This window comes from Geodermatophilus dictyosporus (genome assembly GCF_900115505.1).
In the GTDB taxonomy this organism is placed as follows: domain Bacteria; phylum Actinomycetota; class Actinomycetes; order Mycobacteriales; family Geodermatophilaceae; genus Geodermatophilus; species Geodermatophilus dictyosporus.
In genome coordinates this window covers 42,949-64,105 of sequence record NZ_FOWQ01000005.1, presented here as the reverse complement: position 1 = coordinate 64,105, position 21,157 = coordinate 42,949, and the positions used below count along the sequence as shown (strand labels likewise).

The following is a 21,157-nucleotide window of genomic DNA, read 5'->3' as shown; positions in this document are numbered from 1 at the left end:
CGTCCCGTGTGACGGACGTCACGCCGCGTGTCGGCGTGACGGGTCCTGCGATGGAGGAGACGCCGATGAGCGCGCTCACGCCCGACTGCGACCCCGACCTGTCCCACTGCGGCAAGCCGCCCTCCGGCGGCGGCGTCCGGTCGACCCTCGTGCTGCTCGCCCTGGTGACCGTCTCGGTGCTCGCCGTCACCGGCGACGCCGTCCCGGGTGCCGTGGCGTTCCTGGCCGGGGGCGTGGGTGCGGTCGCGGCGCTCGCGCTCGGCGCGCGCGGTGTCCGTCTGGGGCAGCGCGCCGTCGCCGCGGTGCACCTCCCCGGCCCGACCGGGGTGCACCGGTCCCGTCCCGCCGGCTGACCGGCCGGCCGTGCGGCCGGCCCCGCCGCACGGCAGGGTGACCTCCGACGACGACGTCCGAGGAGGCCAGCCCCATGACCGACCCCACCTCCACCACCGCTGTCGACGGCGCCCGGCTCGCCGAGCGCCGCTGGACGCCCGACGGCGAGGTACGGGCCGTCCTGCAGGTGGTGCACGGGCTGTCGGAGCACGCCGGCCGCTACGGCCGGCTGGCCGCCGCGCTGACCGCCCGCGGGATCGCCGTCGGCGCGCTCGACCAGCGCGGGCACGGGCGCACCGCCGAGTCGACGGGGCCCGGCCGGTTCGGGGACGGGGCTGGCAGCGACGCCGTCCTCGACGACGTCCGCGACCTGGGCGAGCGGCTGGCCGCCGACCACCCCGGCGTCCCGCGGTTCCTGCTCGGCCACTCGCTCGGCTCGGCGGTCGCGCTCGCCTCCGCGGCCCGGGACGGCGCCGGACTGGCCGGCCTCGTGCTGTCCGGGCCGCTGGGCACCGCGCCGGGCCTCGCCGCGGCCGTGCCCGACCTGGAGGCCGCCGTCGCCGCGGGGTCGGGGGAGGAGGCGATGGCGGTGCTCGGGGCGTTCAACGCGCCGTTCGAGCCCGCGCGCACCCCCTACGACTGGCTGTCCCGCGACCCGGCGGAGGTCGACGCCTACCTCGCCGACCCGCTCTGCGGCGACGACGTCCCGCCCACGTACGGCTACGGCGCCGGCATGTTCGCCCTCGTCGCCCGGTCGGCCTCGCCGGGGAGCCTGGACCGGTTGCCCGCCGGCCTGCCCGTGCTGGTGCTCTGCGGCTCCCGCGACCCGGTCGGTGGTGAGGAGGCCGAGCACGTGACCGCGCTGGCCGACCTGCTGCGCGACCGGGGCCTGCCGGTGGAGCTGCACGTGTACCCCGATGCCCGGCACGAGGTGTTCAACGAGACCAACCGCGACGAGGTGACCGCCGATCTGGTGGCCTGGCTGGAGGGCCGGCTGTCCGCGTGAGCGGCGCCGCGGGGGGCGAACCACACCGGTGTCGTCCGCCCGACCTAACCTGGGAGCCATGCCCGACCCGTCGACGTACCGCCCCGCGGTCGGCAGCATCCCGGAGTCGCCCGGGGTCTACAAGTTCCGCGACCCCAACGGCCGGGTCATCTACGTCGGCAAGGCCAAGAGCCTCCGGCAGCGGCTGAACAGCTACTTCGCCGACGTCGCCGGCCTGCACCCGCGCACCCGCCAGATGGTGACGACGGCGGCCGGCGTCGAGTGGACCGTCGTCGGCACCGAGGTCGAGGCGCTCCAGCTCGAGTACAACTGGATCAAGGAGTTCGACCCGCGGTTCAACGTCCGCTACCGCGACGACAAGAGCTACCCGAGCCTCGCCGTGACGCTCAACGAGGAGTACCCGCGGCTGCAGGTGATGCGGGGGCCGAAGAAGAAGGGCGTCCGCTACTTCGGCCCCTACGCGCACGCCTGGGCCATCCGCGAGACGCTCGACACGCTCACCCGCGTCTTCCCCGCCCGCACCTGCTCCACCGGCGTCTTCAAGCGCGCCGGGCAGATCGGCCGGCCGTGCCTGCTCGGCTACATCGGCAAGTGCGCCGCCCCCTGCGTGGGCCGGGTCAGCGCCGAGGAGCACCGCGCGATCGTCGACGACTTCTGCGACTTCATGGCCGGCCGCACCGACCTCATGGTCCGGCGCCTCGAGCGGGAGATGGCCGAGGCCGCCGAGGCCATGGAGTACGAGAGGGCCGCCCGGCTGCGCGACGACCTCGGCGCGCTCAAGCGGGCGATGGAGAAGCAGGCGGTGGTGCTCGGCGACGGCACCGACGCCGACGTCGTCGCCTTCGCCCAGGACGAGCTCGAGGCCGCCGTCCAGGTGTTCCACGTCCGCGGCGGCCGGGTGCGCGGGCAGCGCGGCTGGATCATCGACAAGGTCGAGGAGGTCACCACCGGCGAGCTGGTGGAGCAGTTCCTCCTGCAGGTGTACGGCGGCGTCGACGAGGCCACCGGCGTCGGTGAGGCGGGGGAGGCGGTGCCCAAGGAGGTGCTGGTCCCCGAGCTGCCCGACGACGCCGACGTCTACGAGGACCTGCTCTCGGAGCTGCGCGGCTCCCGGGTGTCGCTGCGGGTGCCCCAGCGCGGCGACAAGCGCAGCCTCATGGAGACCGTCGAGCGCAACGCCAAGGAGGCGTTCGCCCGGCACCGCGTCAAGCGCTCCAGCGACCTGACGGCGCGGTCGCTGGCGCTCTCGGAGCTGCAGGAGGCCCTCGAGCTGCCGGAGGCGCCGCTGCGCATCGAGTGCATCGACGTCTCGCACGTGCAGCAGACCAACGTGGTCGCCTCGATGGTGGTGTTCGAGGACGGCCTGGCCAAGAAGTCCGACTACCGCCGGTTCTCCGTCCAGCACGGCACCGACGACACCGCGGCGATGGCCGAGGTGGTCCGCCGCCGGTTCGCCCGCCACCTCAAGGAGGAGGCCGACCGGCGCGACGAGCAGGGCGTCGCCGCGGAGGAGGGCCGGCCCCGCCGGTTCGCCTACCCGCCGAACCTGCTCGTCGTCGACGGCGGCGCCCCGCAGGTGGCGGCCGCGGCCCGCTCGCTCGACGAGCTGGGCATCGTCGACGTCGCCGTGTGCGGGCTGGCCAAGCGGATGGAGGAGGTGTGGCTGCCCGGGGAGTCCGACCCGGTGGTGCTGCCGCGCACCTCCGAGGCGCTGTACCTGCTGCAGCGGGTGCGGGACGAGGCCCACCGGTTCGCCATCACCTACCACCGGCAGAAGCGGTCGGTCAGCATGCTGGTCTCCCTGTTGGACGACGTCCCCGGTCTCGGGGAGACGCGGCGGAAGGCGCTGATGAAGCAGTTCGGGTCGCTCAAGCGGCTGCGCGCGGCCACGGTCGACGAGCTGGTGGCCGTGCCCGGCATCGGCCGGCGGACGGCGGAGGCGGTGCTGGCGGCCGTCGCCGAGCCCGCGGCCGACGCCGCCGGGCCGGCCGCCGGGGACGCCGTCGCCGAGGACGCCGTCGTCGAGGACGCCGTCGTCGAGGAGCCCGTCGTCGAGGAGACCGTCGTCGAGAGCACCACGGCGCCCGCCGGGCCGGCGGAGCGGGGCACCCCGCGCCCCGGCGCCGGGGACACCGCCGAGGTCGGCCGGGTCGCCTCGTGACCGCCCCCACCGGGTCGGGCGCGGAGACCGCGGCCGGCGGTCCCGCCGCGTCCCCGGGTGACGGTGTCGCCGGGCCCCAGTCGGGCGTGCCCGCCGGGCTGGACCCCGCGAGCACCGAGACCCCGCCGGTCGAGGTCGTCGTGGTCACCGGGCTGTCCGGAGCGGGGAAGAACAGCGCCGGGCGGGTGATGGAGGACCTCGGCTGGTACGTCGTCGACAACCTGCCGCCGGCGCTCCTGCTGCCGATGGTCGAGCTCGGGGCGCGCGGCGACGTCCGCCGGTTCGCCGCCGTCGTCGACGTCCGCAGCCGGGCCTTCTCCAGCGACCTGCAGGAGGCCATCCGGGTGCTGCGCGGCGCCGGCCACCGCCCGCGCGTCGTCTACGTCCACGCCCGCGACGAGGTGCTGGTGCGCCGCTACGAGTCCAACCGGCGCGAGCACCCGCTGCAGGGGAGCGGCCGGCTCATCGACGGGATCACCGCCGAGCGCGAGCTGCTCACCGGCATCGCCGGTGAGGCCGACCTGTGGGTGGACACCAGCGACACGAACGTGCACCAGCTCCGCGCCACGCTGGAGAACGCCTTCGCCCGCGAGGGCCGCACCCCGCCGCTGACGGCGACCGTGCTCAGCTTCGGCTTCAAGTACGGCCTGCCCCTGGACGCCGACCTCGTCGTCGACGCCCGGTTCCTGCCCAACCCGCACTGGCTGCCCGAGCTGCGGCCGCACACCGGGCAGGACCCCGACGTCCGCGACTACGTCCTCGGGCAGGAGGACGCCGGCCCGTTCCTCGACCGCTACACCGACGTGCTGCGCCTGCTGGTGCCCGGCTACCGGCGCGAGGGCAAGCGCTACCTGACGCTCGCGGTGGGCTGCACCGGCGGCAAGCACCGCAGCGTCGCCATCGCCGAGGAGTTCGCCCGGAGGCTGCGGGCCGAGGGCATCGACGCGGTCGCGCGCCACCGCGACCTGGGGCGGGAGTAGTGGGCGGGCCCCGGGTGGTCGCCTTCGGTGGCGGCCACGGCCTGGCCGCGGCGCTGGCGGCCTGGCGCCGGCTCACGACCGAGCTGACCGCCGTCGTCACCGTCGCCGACGACGGCGGCTCGTCGGGACGGATCCGCCGCGAGATGCCGGTGCTCCCGCCCGGCGACCTGCGGATGGCGCTGGCCGCGCTGGCGGGGGAGGAGCCCGCCCGCCAGGAGATGGCCCGGCTGCTGCAGCACCGGCTCGGGGGGACCGGCGTGCTCGCCGGGCACCCGGTGGGCAACCTGCTGCTCACCGGTCTGGTGGAGCTGCACGGCGGGGACACCGTCCGCGCCCTGGACGCCGTCGCGGGGATGGTCGGCGCGTGCGGGCGGGTGCTGCCGATGGCCGACGTGCCGCTGGACCTCGTCGCGCGGGTGGAGACCGCCGACCCCGACGACCCGGCGCGCACCCGCACCATCCGGGGGCAGGTGGCCATCGCCTCCACGCCCGGCCGGGTGCGCGAGATCCTCGTCTCACCCGCCGACCCGCCCGTGCACCCCGACGTGCTCGCCGCCATCGCCGCCGCCGACGTGGTGTCGCTGGGCCCGGGGTCCTGGTACACCTCCGTGCTGCCGCACCTCCTGGTGCCGCGGCTGCGCCGGGCGCTGGCCGAGACGCCGGCCCGGGTCGTGGTGGTGCTCAACCTGGAACCGCAGCCGGGGGAGACCGACGGCTTCTCGCCGGAGGAGCACCTGCGCGTGCTGCAGGCCCACCTGGACGGTGTGGCGCTGCACACGGTGATCGCCGACGCTGAATCGGTGGTTGACCGCTGTGGTCTGCTGTCTGCAGTGCGTGAGTGCGGCGCCGAGCTCGTGCTGGCTCCGGTCGCCGAGCTCGACGGCCAGCCGCGCCACGACCCCGCGCGGCTGGCAGCCGCGATGGCACCGGTGGCCGGGCTGCGGGAACGGGGAGGGGTCCGGAGCGGGACCGAGGTGCCCGGACGGTACGAGGGGGAGAGGTGACGCCGAGCATGGCGCCGCAGAGCAGGGGGTGGTCGTCGTGGCGATGACCGCCATGGTCAAGGACGAGCTGTCCCGGGTGGAGTGCACGCGGACCTCCGAGCGCAAGGCCGAGGTGACCGCGCTGCTGCGCTTCTCCGGGGGGCTGCACATCGTGGGCGGCCGGGTGGTGATCGAGGCCGAGCTGGACACCGGCTCGGTCGCCCGCCGGCTGCGCCGGGACATCAGCGAGGTCTACGGCTACACCAGCGGGGTGAGCGTGCTCGCCGGCGGCAACATCCGCCGCGGCGTGCGCTACCTCGTCCGGATCGCCAAGCACGGCGAGGGCCTGGCCCGGCAGACCGGGCTGGTCGACCAGCGCGGCCGCCCGGTGCGCGGCCTGCCGCCGTCGGTGGTCTCGGGCAGCATCAACGACGCCGAGGCCGCCTGGCGGGGCGCCTTCCTCGCGCACGGCTCGCTCACCGAGCCCGGCCGCTCCTCCTCCCTGGAGGTCACCTGCCCGGGCCCGGAGGCGGCCATGGCCCTGGTCGGCGCCGCCCGCCGGCTGGGCATCGCCGCCAAGGCCCGCGAGGTGCGCGGCGCCGACCGGGTCGTCGTCCGCGACGGCGACGCCATCAGCGCGCTGCTGACCCGCATGGGCGCCCACGACGCCGTCCTGGCCTGGGAGGAGCGGCGAATGCGCCGCGAGGTCCGGGCCACGGCCAACCGGCTGGCCAACTTCGACGACGCCAACCTGCGCCGCTCGGCGCGCGCCGCGGTCGCGGCCAGCGCGCGGGTGGAGCGGGCGCTGGAGATCCTCGCCGGCGACGCGCCCGAGCACCTGCTCGTCGCCGGGCGGCTGCGCCTCGAGCACGGCCAGGCCTCGCTGGAGGAGCTCGGCCAGCGCGCCGACCCGCCGATGACCAAGGACGCCGTCGCCGGCCGGATAAGGCGTCTGCTGGCGATGGCCGACAAGCGCGCCAAGGACCTCGGCATCCCCGACACCGAGTCGGTCGTCACCGACGACATGCTGGCCCAGTAGCCGGCGGGCCCCGGCCGGACCGGCCGGGGCTCGACCGGACGGCTCCGGGCGCGGCCGATAGGGTCGTCGCCGATCGCGGCCGCGCGCTCGCGCGGTCGACCGGAGGCGAGAACCGAGCACAGGAGGTCACTGTGACCGTACGGGTGGGCATCAACGGTTTCGGCCGGATCGGGCGCAACTTCTGGCGGGCGGCCGCGGCCAGCGGCAAGGACGTCGAGATCGTGGCGGTCAACGACCTGACCAGCCCCGAGGTCCTGGCGCACCTGCTCAAGTACGACAGCGTGCTGGGCGTGCTGTCCGAGGACGTCGCCGCCGACGGCGACGGCATCAAGATCGCCGGTACCACGATGAAGGTGCTCTCCGAGCGCGACCCGGCCAACCTGCCGTGGGGCGACCTGGGCGTCGACGTCGTCGTCGAGTCCACCGGGTTCTTCACCAAGGCCGACGACGCCCGCAAGCACGTCGACGCCGGCGGTGCCAAGAAGGTCATCATCTCCGCGCCGGCCACCGGCGACGACCTGACCATCGTCATGGGCGTCAACCACGAGAAGTACGACGGCTCGCAGACGATCATCAGCAACGCGTCCTGCACCACCAACTGCCTGGCCCCGCTGGCCAAGGTGCTGCACGACGCCTTCGGCATCGAGCGTGGGCTGATGACGACGATCCACGCCTACACCGCCGACCAGAACCTCCAGGACGGCCCGCACAAGGACCTCCGCCGCGCCCGCGCCGCCGCGCTCAACATGGTCCCGACCTCGACCGGTGCGGCCAAGGCGATCGGTCTGGTCCTGCCGGAGCTGCAGGGCAAGCTCGACGGCTACGCCGTCCGCGTCCCGGTCCCCACCGGCTCGGCCACCGACCTGACCGTCCAGGTCTCCCGCGAGGCCTCGGCCGACGACATCGACGCCGCCTACCGCGAGGCCGCCGCCGGTCCGCTGGCCGGCTTCCTCAAGTACACCGATGCGCCGATCGTCTCCTCCGACATCGTCACCGACCCGGCCTCGTGCATCTACGACTCCAAGCTGACCAAGGTCTTCGGCCCGATGGTCAAGGTGCTCGGCTGGTACGACAACGAGTGGGGCTACTCCAACCGGCTGGTCGACTCCGTCGAGCTCGTCGGCCGCTCGCTGTAACCCGATGCGCTCCCTCGACGACCTGCTCGCCGAGGGGGTGTCGGGCCGGCGCGTGCTGGTGCGCACCGACCTGAACGTCCCCCTCGACAAGCAGACCCGAGCCATCACCGACGACGGCCGCATCCGGGCCAGCCTCCCGACGCTGCAGGCACTGCGCGACGCCGGCGCCCGCGTCGTCGTGGCCGCGCACCTGGGCCGGCCCAAGGGCGCGCCCGACCCGCAGTACTCGCTGGCCCCGGTGGCCGGGCGGCTCGGTGAGCTGCTCGGCACCGGGGTGCCGCTGGCCGCCGACGTCGCCGGCGACGACGCCCGCGCGAAGGCCGACGCCCTCGGCGACGGCGACCTGCTGCTGCTGGAGAACGTGCGCTTCGAGGCGGCCGAGACCAGCAAGGACGACACCGAGCGCGGCGGGCTGGCCGACCGGCTGGCCGCGCTGGCCGACGTCTACGTCGACGACGCCTTCGGTGCGGTGCACCGCAAGCACGCGTCGGTCTACGACGTCGCGCAGCGGCTGCCGCACGTGGCGGGGCGGCTGGTGGCCGCCGAGCTCGACGTGCTGACCCGGCTGACGACCGACCCCGAGCGGCCCTACGTGGTGGTGCTGGGCGGCTCGAAGGTCAGCGACAAGCTCGCCGTCATCGAGGCGCTGCTGCCCAAGGTCGACCGGCTGCTCGTCGGCGGCGGCATGTGCTTCACCTTCCTGGCCGCCCAGGGCCTCGGCGTCGGGAGGTCGCTGCTCGAGGCCGACCAGGTGGACACCTGCCGCCGGCTGCTCGCCGAGGCCGGCGAGCGGATCGTGCTGCCGGTCGACGTCGTCGTCGCGCCGGAGTTCAGCGCCGACGCCGAGACCGGCGTCGTCCCGGTCGAGGAGATACCCGACGGGCAGATGGGCCTCGACGTCGGCCCGCGCACGGTGGAGGCCTTCGGTCGCGAGCTGGCCGGCGCCCGCACGGTGTTCTGGAACGGCCCGATGGGCGTCTTCGAGCTCGCGCCGTTCCAGGCCGGCACCCGGGGCGTGGCCCGGGCCGTGGCCGCCGTCGACGGGCTGTCGGTCGTCGGCGGCGGCGACTCCGCGGCCGCTGTCCGCGTGCTCGGCCTGGACGAGGCGGCCTACGGGCACATCAGCACCGGCGGCGGCGCGTCGCTGGAGTACCTCGAGGGCCGGGAGCTCCCGGGCCTCGCGGTGCTCGCCGACTGAGGAGGCGCAGATGGCACGCAGCAAGCCGCCGGTCCGGCGCGAGGGCCGGCGCCCGCTCATCGCGGGCAACTGGAAGATGCACCTGACGCACCTGGAGGCCATCGGCCTGGTGCAGAAGCTGGTCTTCAGCCTGAAGGAGCACGAGCTGGAGGCCGCCGAGGTCGTCGTCCTCCCGCCGTTCACCGCGCTGCGCAGCGTGCAGACCCTGGTGGCCGGCGACGACCTCGACGTCGGCTACGGCGCGCAGGACGTCTCGGCGGAGGACTCCGGCGCCTACACCGGCGAGGTCAGCGGGGGCATGCTGGCCGCCCTGGCCTGCCGCTACGTCGTCGTCGGGCACTCCGAGCGGCGCGCGCTGCACGCCGAGGACGACGCGGTCGTGGCCGCCAAGGTGCGCAGCAGCCTGCGGCACGGCCTGGTGCCGATCCTCTGCGTGGGGGAGGGGCTCGACGTCCGCCGGGCCGGCGAGCACGTCCCGCACTGCACCGCCCAGCTCGACGCCGCGCTCGAGGGCCTGTCGGCCGAGCAGCTCACCGGCCCGGGCGAGGGCACCGGCATCGTGATCGCGTACGAGCCGGTCTGGGCCATCGGCACCGGTGAGGTCGCCACCCCTGACGACGCACAGGAGGTGTGCGGCGCCCTCCGGTCACGGCTCGCCGAGCGTTTCGGCACCGAGACGGCAGGGATCGTCCGTATCCTCTACGGCGGGTCGGTGAAGGCCGCGAACACGGCCGGGATCCTGGCCGGGCCGGACGTCGACGGCGCACTGGTCGGTGGCGCGAGCCTGGACGCCGACGAGTTCGCGCAGATCTGTCGGATCGCCGCCGAGGGCAGCTAGCAGCCCCGGCGGCCCAGTGGGGGCGGGTGGGTGGACAGCACGCTGCAGGGACCCACCCGCTCGCGGTCCGGTCGCCGGCTGCCCGCGTGGCTGCGCGGCGCCCCCGGCCGGGTGCTCGGCCTGGCCGTCGTCGTCGTCCTCGTGGTCGTCCTGGCGGTGAGCTGCGGCGGCGGGCGCGACTCGGCCACCGCCGTGCCCGTGCTCGGGGACGGTCCCGACGCCGGCGTCGAGGGCGTGCGCGCGGCCTCGGAGCGCACCGGCGGGACGCTGCGCGTGGTCACCGGCGACGTCGACAGCCTCGACCCCCAGGTCTCCTACCAGCCCGGCGTCTGGAACCTCATGCGGCTCTACACCCGCACGCTGGTCACCTACTCCTCCGAGCCGGGCAGCACCGCCGAGCTGGTCCCCGACCTCGCCACGGACACCGGCACGACGGACGACGGCGGGCTGACCTGGACGTTCACCCTCCGCGAGGGAGCCCGCTTCGAGAACGGCCGGGCGATCACCTCGCGCGACGTCAAGTACGGCATCGAGCGCTCCTTCGCCTCCGACGTCGTCGTCGGCGGCCCCACCTACGTGGTGGGCCTGCTCGACGACCCGGCGAACCCCTACGCCGGGCCCTACCAGGACGAGGACCCTGCCCGGCTCGGGCTGGCCTCGGTCCAGACGCCCGACGACCTGACCATCGTCTTCCGGCTGCGCTACGCCGAGCCGGACTTCCCCCACGTGCTGGCGCTGCCCGCGAGCAGCCCGGTGCCCGTGGAGAACGACACCGGCGCCGGCTACGGCGGCGACCCGGTCTCCTCGGGCCCCTACGCGGTGACCACCGTCGACCCCGAGACCGGCATCGTGCTCGACCGCAACCCGCAGTGGGACCCCGCCAGCGACGTGCTGCGCACCGCGCTGCCCGACCGGGTCGTCGTCCGCACCGGGCTGTCCCAGCTCGAGCGCGACCAGGCGCTGCTCGCCGGGTCGGCCGACGTCGACGTCTCCGGCACCGGCGTGCACCCGGCCACCAGCTCCCGGCTGGCCGAGGGCGGCGGGGGAGAGGTGCCGCTGGCCGACCGGGTCGACGACGTGACCAGCGGCGCGGTGCGGATGCTGGCGCTGCCCACCGACGTGGCGCCGATGGACGACGCGAACTGCCGGGCGGCGGTGGCCGCGGCGGTCGACCGCGGCGCCGTCCAGGAGACGGTCGGCGGGGCGGACAACGCCGTGCGCACCTCCCAGCTGTGGCCGCGGGCGGTGGTCGGCGGGCCCGAGGAGCCCGACCCCGGTCCCGACCCCGGTGCCGCGCGCGCCGCGCTCGCCGCCTGCGGCCGGCCCGACGGCTTCAGCACGGTGCTCGCCGTCCCCGACGCGCAGGCCAGCATCGACGTCGCCGAGGAGGTCGCCGACCAGCTCGGCGCCGTCGGGATCGACGTGGAGGTCCGCCCGCTGCCGGCGGCCGGCTTCTACGCCACCGACGTCGGCTCGCCGGACAACGTGGCGCGCAACGGCTACGGGGTCGTGCTGGTCACCTGGCGGGCCGACTTCCCGACGCCGGGCTCGTTCCTCGTGCCGCTGGCCGACGGCCGGTCGGTGAGCGACCCCGGCAACACCAACTACGCCCGGCTCACCGACCCGGCGCTGTCGGGGCTGGTCGACGCCGCCCGCGCGGCCCCGGACCCGGGCGCCGCCGTGTCGGGCTGGCGCGAGCTCGCCACCGCCGCCCGGGCCACGGACGCCTACGTGCCGCTGGTGGAGGCGCGCGTGCAGCTGCTGGCCGGCCAGCGGCTGCACAACGGCGTGGTCATGCAGCCCTACGCCGGCTACGACCTGGCCACCGCCGGCGTGCGCTGAACGGGGGCCTCCCCGGCACCCGCTACCCTGGGGTCGTGTTCGAGATCGGCCTCAACGTGGTGCTGGTGCTGACCAGCGTGCTGCTCGTGGTGCTCATCCTGCTGCACCGCGGCAAGGGCGGCGGCCTGTCCTCGATGTTCGGCGGCGCGGTGTCCTCGCAGCTGTCCGGCTCCTCCGTGGTGGAGAAGAACCTCAACCGGCTCACCGTGCTGACCGGCCTCGTCTGGACGGTCTGCATCGTGACGCTGGGCATCCTCCTCAAGGTCTGAGCGGCCCCTCCCCGAGGCTGAACTGCGAGAAAAGCCGCGAGATCGTGACCGGGAGTACACGCCCCAGGCCATAGACTGCCCGAGCGGTGCGACCGCGCCGTGGCACGGACGGCACGTCGGTTCTGAGGGGACGCTCGTGGCTGGTGGCAACGCGATCCGGGGGACCCGGGTCGGTGCGGGTCCGATGGGTGAGGCCGAGCGCGGTGAGGCCGCGCCGCGCAACCGGATGTCCTACTGGTGCAGCCAGGGGCACGAGACGCAGGTGGCCTTCGCCACCGACGCCGAGGTCCCCGACCTGTGGGACTGCCCCCGGTGCGGACTGCCCGCCGGTCAGGACGAGCAGGCGCCCCCGCCGGCGCCGCGCACCGAGCCGTACAAGACGCACCTGGCCTACGTCCGCGAGCGGCGCAGCGACGCCGACGGCGACGCCCTCCTCGAGGAGGCCCTGGCCAAGCTCCGGGCCCGCCGCGGCGCCTGAGCACCCCCGCGCGGTGATCAGGTGACCTGATCCCGTCGCGTCCACCCTCACGTCCCACGGTGAGGGGGCACGCGCGACGACCAGGTCGCCTGATCCCGGCGCGCCCCGCCGGTCAGCCGGAGGCGCCGGGCAGCCTGCCGGCCGCCGCCGCGTCGAGCAGCCAGCGGGTGGCCCGGCGGCCGCGGGCACCGGCGGCGGGCAGGTCGAGCGGGTCGGCGCCGCCGAGCGCGGCGGCCACCGCCTCGGCCTTGCCCTCGCCGGAGACGAGCAGCCACACCTCCTCGGCGCTGGTGATCGCGGGGAACCCGAGGCTCACCCGCGTCGGAGGGGGCTTCGGGCAGTTCCGGACGGCGACCACCGGACGCCGGTCCGAGGCCGCCGGCGAGTGCGGGAAGACCGACGCCACGTGGCCCTCGGGGCCCATCCCCAGCAGCAGCACGTCGAACCGGGGCAGCGGACCGTCCTGCGCGGCGGCCGCGAGCTCGCCCGCGTACCACTCCGCGGCGTCCTCGGGGGTGTCGAAGCCGGCGTCGGAGGCGGGCATCGCGTGCACCCGCTCGGCGGGCACCCCGACCCGGTCGAGGAGCGCCTCGCGGGCGCCCCCCTCGTTGCGCTCGTCGGAGTCGGCGGGCACGAACCGCTCGTCGCCCCACCAGACGTCGACCGCCGTCCAGTCGACGTCCTGGCCGGGGGCCGGCTCCTCGGCCAGGACGGCCACGTGCCGCAGCACCGCGGTGCCCACGCCGCCGCCGGTGAGCACCACCGACGCCGTCCCGTGCACCGCCTGCGCGGCGGTCAGCCGGGCCACCAGCGCCGCGGCGGCTGCCCGCGCCAGCTGCTCGGCGTCGGGCTCCACCACGACGTCGGGCACCGGCCCGTCCGCGTGCTCGGCCAGCCGCGCGGCGATCCGCTCGCCGGGTGACAGCGTCACCGGACCGCCTCGGGCGCCGTCGGGTCGGGGCTGTCGTGCTCGCCGGCCAGGGCCACCTCGTCGGTGCCCTCGGAGGTCGGCGGGACGGTGGGCGCCGCGCCGTGGGGGCTGTTGTCGCCGACCGACTCGGCGTCGACCGGGCCGTCCGGGCCGTCCGGGCGGCCGTCCTGCTCGGCGGGGTCGACCCAGACGTGCGAGCGCAGCGACGCCCGGCCGGTCAGGCCGGACAGGCCGGTGGTGACCTCGAGTGCCTCCGCGTAGGGCTCGTCGGGGTCGAGCCGGCGCAGCTCCTCGCCGAGCAGGTCGCCCAGCGAGCGGTCGGGCAGCGCCATCGTCGCGTCGGGCCGGTAGGGCTGGCTGATCACCGCGCCGCCGCGGCGGTCGGTGTGCACCCGCACCTCCTCGTCCTGGTCGAGCTGCAGGACGACCGAGTCGACGCCGGTGTCGCCGGGGTGGCGGGTGGCCTGGACGACGTCGATCTCCGCCCCGGAGCGCGAGGACAGCCAGCCGGCCAGCAGCCGGGCGGTGGCCGAGCCGGGGGCCCCCTCGACCCGGCCGCCGAGCACCCGGACGGCGTCGCCGCGACGCCCGGCCACCGAGTCGACCGCGGAGGTCAGCGTCGCCCGCCAGGCGGTGGCGCGGGTCCAGGCGAGGTCGGTGTCGCCGGGGGCGTAGTCCTGCGCGCGGGTGCGCAGGGCGGCGAGCTGGTCGGGCGCCGAGGTGCTGTCGGTGATCCGCCGGTCGGCGATGACGGCGAGCGCGTCGGCGGCCAGCCGCGCCGGCGGCTGGGTGTGCCACCAGGTGACGACGGGCGCGTCGGCGGCCAGCAGCGGCAGCACCACCGACTCGGCGTGCAGCGCCAGCCGGCCGTACATCCGCATGACCACGGCCTCGCCGGGGCCGAGCCGCCCGCCGATGGACACCTCGGCGTCCAGCCGCGGCACCGGCGCCTCGATCTGCCGGCGCACCACCACCAGGATCCGGCAGGGGTGCTGCTCGGCGGCGACGGTGGCCGCGTCCTCGGCCTCGGTCACCCGTCCCTCGTCGGCGACGACGACCAGCGTCAGCGCCACGCCGGAGAGCACCGCGCCGCCGGTCCGCCGCTGCGCGGCCAGCTCCTTGACCACCGCGGATCCGGTGGTGTCCCACAGCGTCGTCACGTCGTCTCCTCGCGTCGGTTGCCGCCGGTCACGGCCGCCGCCACCGGCGGCCCTCGGCGGCGAGCATCTGGTCGGCCGCCCGCGGGCCCCACTCGCCGGCCCGGTAGGGCTCGGGCGTGCTGCCGGCCCAGAACTCCTCGAGCGGGTCGATCACCGACCACGAGGCCTCGACCTCGGCGTTGCGCGGGAAGAGCGTGGCGTCACCGAGCAGCACGTCGAGCAGCAGCCGCTCGTAGGCCTCGGGGCTGGTCTCGGTGAACTGCTCGCCGTAGAGGAAGTCCATGGACACGTCCCGGACCTCCATCACGCTGCCGGGCACCTTGGAGCCGAACTTGAGGGTGACGCCCTCGTCGGGCTGCACGCGGACGACGAGCTGGTTGTTGCCCAGCTCCTCGGTGTCGGTGTCGGCGAAGGGCAGGTGCGGCGCCCGCTTGAACACCAGCGCGATCTCGGTGACCCGGCGGGGCAGCCGCTTGCCGGTGCGCAGGTAGAACGGCACCCCGGCCCAGCGGCGGGTCTCCACCCCGAGCCGGACGGCGGCGAAGGTCTCGGTGGTCGACGACGCGTCGACGCCCTCCTCCTGCCGGTAGCCCTTCGCCCGCTGCCCGGCCAGCCAGCCCTGCTCGTACTGCCCGCGGACGGCGAAGGTGCCCAGGTCCTCCGGCAGCGAGATCGCCCGCAGCACCTTGAGCTTCTCGGTGCGGATCTCGTCGGCGGAGAACTCGACCGGCTCCTCCATCGCGGTGAGCGCCAGCAGCTGCAGCAGGTGGTTCTGCAGCACGTCCCGGGCGGCGCCGGTCCGCTCGTAGAAGCCGGCCCGCCCGCCGATGCCCACGTCCTCGGCCATGGTGATCTGCACCGAGTCGACGTGGTGGCCGTTCCAGACTGGCTCGAACAGCTCGTTGGCGAACCGCAGCGCCATGAGGTTCTGGACGGTCTCCTTGCCCAGGTAGTGGTCGATGCGGAAGACGTCCTGGGCGCTGAACACCGAGTCGACCAGCTCGTTGAGCTCGCGGCTGGAGGCCAGGTCGGTGCCGAAGGGCTTCTCGACGACGACGCGGCGCCACCGGTCCGGGGTGCTCTCGGCCATGCGGGTGCGCTGCATCTGCTTGAGCACGACCGGGAACATCGCCGGCGGGATGGACAGGTAGAACGCCGCGTTGCCGCCGATGCCGTGACTGCCCTCGAGCTCGCCGAGGGTGGCGGCCAGCTCGTCGAAGGCGTTGTCGTCGTCGAAGGAGCCCTGCACGAAGCGGACGCTGCTGGCCAGCCGCTCCCACACCTCCTCGCGCCACGGGGTGCGCGCGGCGTTGCGGGCGGCGTCGCGGGCCAGCTCGGCGAAGTCCTGGTCGCCCCAGTCCCGGCGGGCGAAGCCCAGCAGCGCGAAGTTGGTGGGCAGCAGGCCGCGGTTGGCCAGGTCGTAGACGGCGGGCAGCAGCTTCTTGCGGGCGAGGTCGCCGGTGATGCCGAAGACGACGAGGGCACAGGGTTCGGGGACGCGGGGCAGCCGCCGGTCCCGCGGGTCCCGCAGCGGGTTGGGGATCATGGACCCTCCTGGAGATGGGTGCGGGACGCCCGGCCGGGACGGCTGTCCCGGCCGGGCGTGGGGTCCCGCGGAGCGGGGGTCAGCCGAGGGCTCGCATCAGCTGGTCGACGCCGGCGGAGCGGTCGGTCAGGTGCAGGTGCAGCAGCGGTCGCTGCCGGTCGGCCAGCGCCTGCCGGTCGCCGGCCGCCTGGGCGGCCTGCAGCGTGCCGAACGAGTACGGCCGGTCGGGCACCGGGAGGTCGTCCGTGACCGCGCCGGTGACCTGCAGGAAGGCGCCCACCTGCGGCCCGCCCTTGTGGTACTGGCCGGTGGAGTGCAGGAACCGCGGGCCCCAGCCGAAGGTCACGGCGTGCTCGGTGCGGCGGGCCAGGGCCGCCCGCAGCTCCCCGGCACGGGCGTCGGCCTCGCGGTCGAGGTAGGCCATGACCGCCAGGTACCCCCTCGGCGGCACCGCGGCCAGCAGCGCGTCGAGCGCCAGCGTCAGCCCGTCGTGCGCGCTGAGGTCGACCCCGTCGAGGACGCCGCCGGAGGCGTACAGCTCGACCGCGCCCACCGTGGCCAGCGGCCGCTCGTCGGGCAGCCCGGACTCGAGGATGCGGGAGGTGTTCTCCTTGCTCTCGGTGACGTTGGGCTGGTCGAAGGGGTTGATCCCGAGCACCCGCCCGGCCACCGCCGTCGCGTACTCCCACCCGAGGAACTGCGCGCCCAGCGGCCCGGCGACGCCGACCGAGGGCCGGCCCTCCACCGGGTCGCCGCCGACCACGGCCAGCAGCGCGTCCGGCGCCGCGGCGCCCGGCGCGTCCACCGACTCCAGGACGACGGGCAGCAGGCCGCGGCCCTCCTTGCCGGTGGACTCGGCGACCAGCTGCTCGGCCCAGTCGCCGAAGCCGGTGATGCCCGAGCCGCCGTCGGCCAGGGCCACCTTGTCGCGGCCGGTGCGGAAGCCCGCGCCCATCGCCACGCCCAGCTCCAGCGCCGGGTTGCCCTCCTCGGCGAGGTGCTCGGCGAGGTCGGCGGCGTCGTCGAGCAGCTCGGCGACGTCGACGCCGGCCAGCGCGGCGGGCACCAGGCCGAAGGCCGACAGCGCGCTGTAGCGGCCGCCGACGTGGGGGTCGGCGAGGAACACCGCGCGGGCGCCCATCGCCGCCGCCGTCTCGGCCAGCGGGGAGCCGGGGTCGGTGACGACGACGAACCGGCGGCCCACCTGCTGCTCGTCGAGGCCCGCCTCGGCGAAGGCGGTGAGGAAGGCCCGGCGGTGGCTGTCGGTCTCCACCGTGCCGCCGGACTTCGAGCTGACCACCACCACGGTGCGGTCGAGGTCGGTCATCGCCGCCGCGACCTGGCCGGGGTCGGTGGTGTCGAGCACGACCAGCGGCACCCCCGCCGTCCGGCAGATGACCTCCGGCGCGAGCGACGAGCCGCCCATGCCGGCGAGGACGACCCGGTCGAGGCCCTCGCCGGCGAGCTCGGCGCGCAGGTCGGCCAGCCGGGCGACCAGCTCGCGGCTGGTCGCCGGTAGGTCGAGCCACCCGAGCCGGATCGAGGCCTCGGGCTCGGCCTCGGGTCCCCACAGCGTGGCGTCCTTGCCCACCAGCCGGGCCGCGACGTCGTCGTCGGCCAGCTGGGCACGGACCGGCTCGGGGACCTCGAGGCCGCTGCAGCGGAACTGCAGGGTCATGCCTTGTCCTCGAGCTCGCTCTTCACCGACGCGGTGAGCTCGTCCCAGGAGTCGACGAACTTCTGCACGCCCTCGTCCTCCAGCACGCGGAAGACGTCGTCGAGGTCGATCCCGGCGTCGGCGACGGCCTTCATCACCGCGGCGGCGTCCTCGTAGGTCTGCTGCACCGGGGTGCCGGCCTCGCCGTGGTCGGCGTAGGCCTTCATCGTCTTCTCCGGCATGGTGTTGACCGTGCCGGGGGCGATGAGCTCGCTGACGTAGAGGGTGTCCGGGAGGGACGGGTCCTTGACGCCGGTCGAGGCCCACAGCGGGCGCTGCGGGCGGGCACCCCTGGCCTCGAGCGCCTTCCAGCGGTCGGAGGAGAAGACCTCCTCGTAGGCCCGGTAGGCCAGCTGCGCGTTGGCCAGCGCCGCCTTGCCCTTGAGCTCGTCGGCGCCGGCCTTCTCCAGCCGCTTGTCGATCTCGGTGTCCACGCGGGACACGAAGAACGACGCCACCGAGGCGATCTGGGTGAGGTCGGCGTCGGCGTCGTCGGCCAGCCGCTGCTCCAGCCCGGAGAGGTAGGCGTCCATGACGGCGCGGTACCGCTCGGGGCTGAAGATGAGGGTGACGTTGACGCTGATGCCGCGCGCGATCGAGGTGGTGATCGCCGCCAGCCCCTCCTCGGTGGCCGGGATCTTGATGAAGAGGTTGGGCCGGTCGACCAGCCACCACAGGTGCGCGGCCTCGGCCGCGGTCGCGTCGGTGTCGTGCGCCAGGCCCGGCGCCACCTCCAGCGACACCCGCCCGTCGCCGGGCTGCCGCTGCGCCACCGGGGCGAGCAGGTCGCAGGCGTCCCGGACGTCGGCGGCGGTGATGGTGCGCAGCGCCTCCTCGACGCTGACCTTGCGCACCGCGAGGGCGTGCACCTGGTCGTCGTAGGAGTCCGACCCGCTGATCGCCGCGGCGAAGATGGTCGGGTTGGTGGTGACGCCGACGACGGAGTACTCGTCGACCATCGACTGCAGGTTCCCGCTGCGGATGCGGTCGCGGGACAGGTCGTCGAGCCACACGGCGACGCCCGCCGCGGACAGCTCGGCCAGCTTCTCGTTCTGTGCCATGGTCAGGTCCTTTCCGGTGAGGTGCTGGAACGGCCACCCCTCAGGGTCCCGCGCCGAGCGTGCGAGGCGTGGGGGGAGGGGTGGTCCTTCATCGGTCGCCGGTGGGGTGGGGGAGGCCGCCGGTCGCCGCCACCGGCCCGGCTGGGACGGCGTTCCCCGAGGCCGCGGCGTCGATGGACTCGCGGGCAGCGGCGACGACGGCCTCGTCGGTGAGCCCGAACTGCTCGTAGAGCACCGAGTAGGCGGCGCTGGCGCCGTAGTGGGTCAGGCCCACGATCCGCCCGGCGTCGCCGACGAACTCGCGCCAGCCCATCGGCACGCCCGCCTCGACGCTCACCCGGGCGCGGACGGTGGGCGGGAGCACCTCGTCCTTGTAGGCCTGGTCCTGGTCGGCGAACCACTCGACGCACGGCACCGACACCACGCGGGTCGGCACGCCGTCGGCCTCCAGCCGCTCGCGGGCGGCCACCGCGATCTGCACCTCCGAGCCGGTGCCCAGCAGGATCACCTCGGGCTGCCCGGTGGAGGCGTCGGCCAGCACGTAGGCGCCGCGGGCGGTGCCCTCGGCGGAGCCGAACTCCGAGCGGTCGAACACCGGGAGGTTCTGCCGCGACAGCAGCAGGCCGGCCGGGCGGTCGTTGTTCTCCAGCACCGTCCGCCAGGCGACGGCCACCTCGTTGGCGTCGGCCGGGCGGACGACGTCGAGGCCGGGGATGGCGCGCAGCGCGGCGAAGTGCTCGATCGGCTGGTGGGTGGGGCCGTCCTCGCCGAGACCGATCGAGTCGTGCGTCCACACGTAGACGACCGGCAGCTGCATGAGCGCGGCCAGCCGCACCGCGCCGCGCATGTAGTCGGAGAAGGTGAGGAAGGTGCCGCCGTAGACGCGGGTGCCGCCGTGCAGCGCGATGCCGTTCATGATCGCACCCATGGCGTGCTCGCGGACGCCGAAGTGCAGGGTGCGCCCGTAGGGGCCGCCGCTCCACATCTTGGTCTGGCGGTTGGCCGGCAGGAACGACGGCTCGCCCTCGACGGCGGTGTTGTTGCTCTCCGCCAGGTCGGCCGACCCGCCCCACAGCTCGGGCAGCGCCGGGTAGAGCGCGGCGAGGACCTTGCCCGAGGCCTTGCGGGTGGCCACGCCCTTGGGATCGGCGTCGAAGGTGGGCAGCGCCTCGGCGAACCCCTCGGGCAGCCGGCGCTCGCGCATCCGCTCCAGCAGGCCGGCGCGCTCGCCGTGCTCCCGCGCCCAGGCGTCGAAGCGCTGCTGCCACTCGGCGTGCGCCTGCTTGCCGGCGTCGACCACCGAGCGGGCGTGGGCGAGCACCTCGTCGTCGACCTGGAAGCTCTGCTCCGGGTCGAGGCCGAGGACCTCCTTGGTGGCGCGCACCTCGTCGTCGCCGAGGGCGGAGCCGTGCGCGGCGCCGGTGTTCTGCTTGTTCGGCGCGGGCCAGGCGATGATCGTCCGCAGCACGACGATCGACGGGCGGGACGTCTCGGCCTTGGCGGCGGCGAACGCCGCGTCGACGGCGGCCAGGTCCTCGCCGTCGTCGACGTGCTGCACGTGCCAGCCGTAGGCCTCGTAGCGCTTGCCGACGTCCTCGGTGAAGGCGACGGTCGTGTCGTCCTCGATGGAGATCCGGTTGTCGTCGTAGACGAGCACCAGGTTGCCCAGCTGCTGGGTGCCGGCCAGCGAGGAGGCCTCGCCGCTGACGCCCTCCTCCAGGTCGCCGTCGGAGCAGAAGGCCCAGATGGTGTGGTCGAAGAGGCTCTCGCCCTCGGGGGCGTCGGGGTCGAGCAGGCCGCGCTCGCGGCGGGCGGCCATCGCCATGCCCACGGCGTTGCCGACGCCCTGGCCCAGCGGGCCGGTCGTCGTCTCCACGCCGGGGGTGTGGTTGACCTCGGGGTGGCCGGGGGTCTTGGAGCCCCAGGTGCGCAGCGCCTGCAGGTCCTCGAGCTCGAGGCCGTAGCCGGCGAGGTAGAGCTGCACGTACAGCGTCAGGCTCGAGTGGCCCATCGACAGCACGAACCGGTCCCGGGCCACCCAGTTCGGGTCGGTGGGGTCGTGCCGGAGCCACTTGTGGAAGAGCAGGTAGGCCGTGGGCGCCATGCTCATCGCGGTGCCCGGGTGGCCGTTGCCGACCTTCTGCACCGCGTCCATGGCCAGCACCCGGGCGGTGTCGATGGCGCGGCGGTCGAGGTCACCGAAGCCCTCGGGCAGCGTCGGGCGCGGCTGGCGGGGCGAGCCGGTGGGGGAGTCGGTGGCGGCCTCGGCGGGGGCCTCGGACTCCGTGCTCCTCGCGTCGTTGGCCTGAGTGGTCATGTCGGGCGGTGCTCCTCGAGGTCGGCCGTGTGCGGGGCCGCCCGGGGGACCGGTGTCCCGTGCTCCCGGGCGGGTGACGCGGTGCGGTGCCCGGCCGGGCGCCCGGCCTCCGGGCGTCGGTGACCCGGGACCTCCGTCGTCGTCGACGACGGCCCTACCCGC

The 21,157-nt window shown here is 75.2% G+C and carries 18 protein-coding genes; 12 read left to right on the top strand and 6 right to left on the bottom strand.

The window, feature by feature from the left end; all coding sequences use genetic code 11:
* Nucleotides 1-65: 65 nt before the first annotated feature.
* From BMZ33_RS13225 to BMZ33_RS13170, 12 genes are all read left to right on the top strand, one after another.
* The gene (locus BMZ33_RS13225) at nt 66-353 is read left to right on the top strand and encodes a hypothetical protein (RefSeq protein WP_091111175.1); all 288 of its coding nucleotides are present in this window, start codon (nt 66-68) and stop codon (nt 351-353) included.
* Between the two features lie 74 nt (nt 354-427).
* On the top strand, nt 428-1,339 hold the full coding sequence (locus BMZ33_RS13220) for an alpha/beta fold hydrolase (RefSeq protein ID WP_091111172.1): 912 nt from the start codon (nt 428-430) through the stop codon (nt 1,337-1,339).
* A gap of 58 nt (nt 1,340-1,397) precedes the next feature.
* The gene (gene uvrC / locus BMZ33_RS13215) at nt 1,398-3,500 is read left to right on the top strand and encodes an excinuclease ABC subunit UvrC (RefSeq protein ID WP_091111169.1); all 2,103 of its coding nucleotides are present in this window, start codon (nt 1,398-1,400) and stop codon (nt 3,498-3,500) included.
* A complete protein-coding gene (gene rapZ / locus BMZ33_RS13210; protein WP_169064281.1) occupies nt 3,497-4,480 on the top strand; it encodes an RNase adapter RapZ in 984 nt (327 codons plus the stop codon). Before uvrC ends, rapZ begins: the two co-directional genes overlap by 4 nt.
* Nucleotides 4,480-5,484, top strand: coding sequence for a gluconeogenesis factor YvcK family protein (locus tag BMZ33_RS13205; protein WP_091111167.1), 1,005 nt, complete (start codon nt 4,480-4,482; stop codon nt 5,482-5,484). The genes rapZ and BMZ33_RS13205 overlap by 1 nt, the downstream gene beginning before the upstream one ends.
* A gap of 43 nt (nt 5,485-5,527) precedes the next feature.
* Complete coding sequence (gene whiA, locus BMZ33_RS13200) at nt 5,528-6,502, top strand: DNA-binding protein WhiA (RefSeq protein ID WP_425283686.1); 975 nt, start codon at nt 5,528-5,530, stop codon at nt 6,500-6,502.
* 131 nt (nt 6,503-6,633) lie between these two features.
* Nucleotides 6,634-7,638: a type I glyceraldehyde-3-phosphate dehydrogenase gene (gene gap, locus BMZ33_RS13195; protein WP_091111164.1), complete on the top strand. Its 1,005-nt coding sequence runs from the start codon at nt 6,634-6,636 to the stop codon at nt 7,636-7,638.
* Between the two features lie 4 nt (nt 7,639-7,642).
* Nucleotides 7,643-8,836: a phosphoglycerate kinase gene (locus BMZ33_RS13190; RefSeq protein ID WP_091111162.1), complete on the top strand. Its 1,194-nt coding sequence runs from the start codon at nt 7,643-7,645 to the stop codon at nt 8,834-8,836.
* Nucleotides 8,837-8,846: 10 nt separating this feature from the next.
* Nucleotides 8,847-9,674 carry a triose-phosphate isomerase gene (gene tpiA / locus BMZ33_RS13185; RefSeq protein WP_091111160.1) on the top strand — a complete coding sequence of 276 codons (828 nt, stop codon included), beginning with the start codon at nt 8,847-8,849 and terminating at the stop codon, nt 9,672-9,674.
* Nucleotides 9,675-9,704: 30 nt separating this feature from the next.
* Complete coding sequence (locus BMZ33_RS13180) at nt 9,705-11,516, top strand: ABC transporter substrate-binding protein (protein ID WP_169064280.1); 1,812 nt, start codon at nt 9,705-9,707, stop codon at nt 11,514-11,516.
* Nucleotides 11,517-11,551: 35 nt separating this feature from the next.
* Nucleotides 11,552-11,785, top strand: a complete 234-nt coding sequence (gene secG / locus BMZ33_RS13175; protein WP_091111157.1) for a preprotein translocase subunit SecG — start codon at nt 11,552-11,554, stop codon at nt 11,783-11,785.
* Between the two features lie 136 nt (nt 11,786-11,921).
* Nucleotides 11,922-12,263, top strand: coding sequence for an RNA polymerase-binding protein RbpA (locus BMZ33_RS13170; protein WP_091111155.1), 342 nt, complete (start codon nt 11,922-11,924; stop codon nt 12,261-12,263).
* Nucleotides 12,264-12,375: 112 nt separating this feature from the next.
* Here BMZ33_RS13170 and pgl read toward each other — a convergent pair whose 3' ends face one another.
* The 6 genes from pgl to tkt all read right to left on the bottom strand — a co-directional run bounded on the left by pgl (nt 12,376) and on the right by tkt (nt 20,995).
* Entirely contained in the window at nt 12,376-13,194 is an 819-nt protein-coding gene (pgl, locus tag BMZ33_RS13165; RefSeq protein ID WP_091111152.1) for a 6-phosphogluconolactonase, read from the bottom strand.
* Nucleotides 13,191-14,354: a glucose-6-phosphate dehydrogenase assembly protein OpcA gene (locus tag BMZ33_RS13160; RefSeq protein ID WP_091111150.1), complete on the bottom strand. Its 1,164-nt coding sequence runs from the start codon at nt 14,352-14,354 to the stop codon at nt 13,191-13,193. The genes pgl and BMZ33_RS13160 overlap by 4 nt, the downstream gene beginning before the upstream one ends.
* 28 nt (nt 14,355-14,382) lie before the next feature.
* The gene (gene zwf, locus BMZ33_RS13155; RefSeq protein ID WP_091111147.1) at nt 14,383-15,900 is read right to left on the bottom strand and encodes a glucose-6-phosphate dehydrogenase; all 1,518 of its coding nucleotides are present in this window, start codon (nt 15,898-15,900) and stop codon (nt 14,383-14,385) included.
* 79 nt (nt 15,901-15,979) lie between these two features.
* Nucleotides 15,980-17,578: a glucose-6-phosphate isomerase gene (locus BMZ33_RS13150; RefSeq protein WP_091111145.1), complete on the bottom strand. Its 1,599-nt coding sequence runs from the start codon at nt 17,576-17,578 to the stop codon at nt 15,980-15,982.
* A complete protein-coding gene (tal, locus tag BMZ33_RS13145; RefSeq protein WP_091111143.1) occupies nt 17,575-18,678 on the bottom strand; it encodes a transaldolase in 1,104 nt (367 codons plus the stop codon). The genes BMZ33_RS13150 and tal overlap by 4 nt, the downstream gene beginning before the upstream one ends.
* 88 nt (nt 18,679-18,766) lie before the next feature.
* Nucleotides 18,767-20,995, bottom strand: a complete 2,229-nt coding sequence (tkt, locus tag BMZ33_RS13140) for a transketolase (protein WP_091111140.1) — start codon at nt 20,993-20,995, stop codon at nt 18,767-18,769.
* Nucleotides 20,996-21,157: the final 162 nt, after the last annotated feature.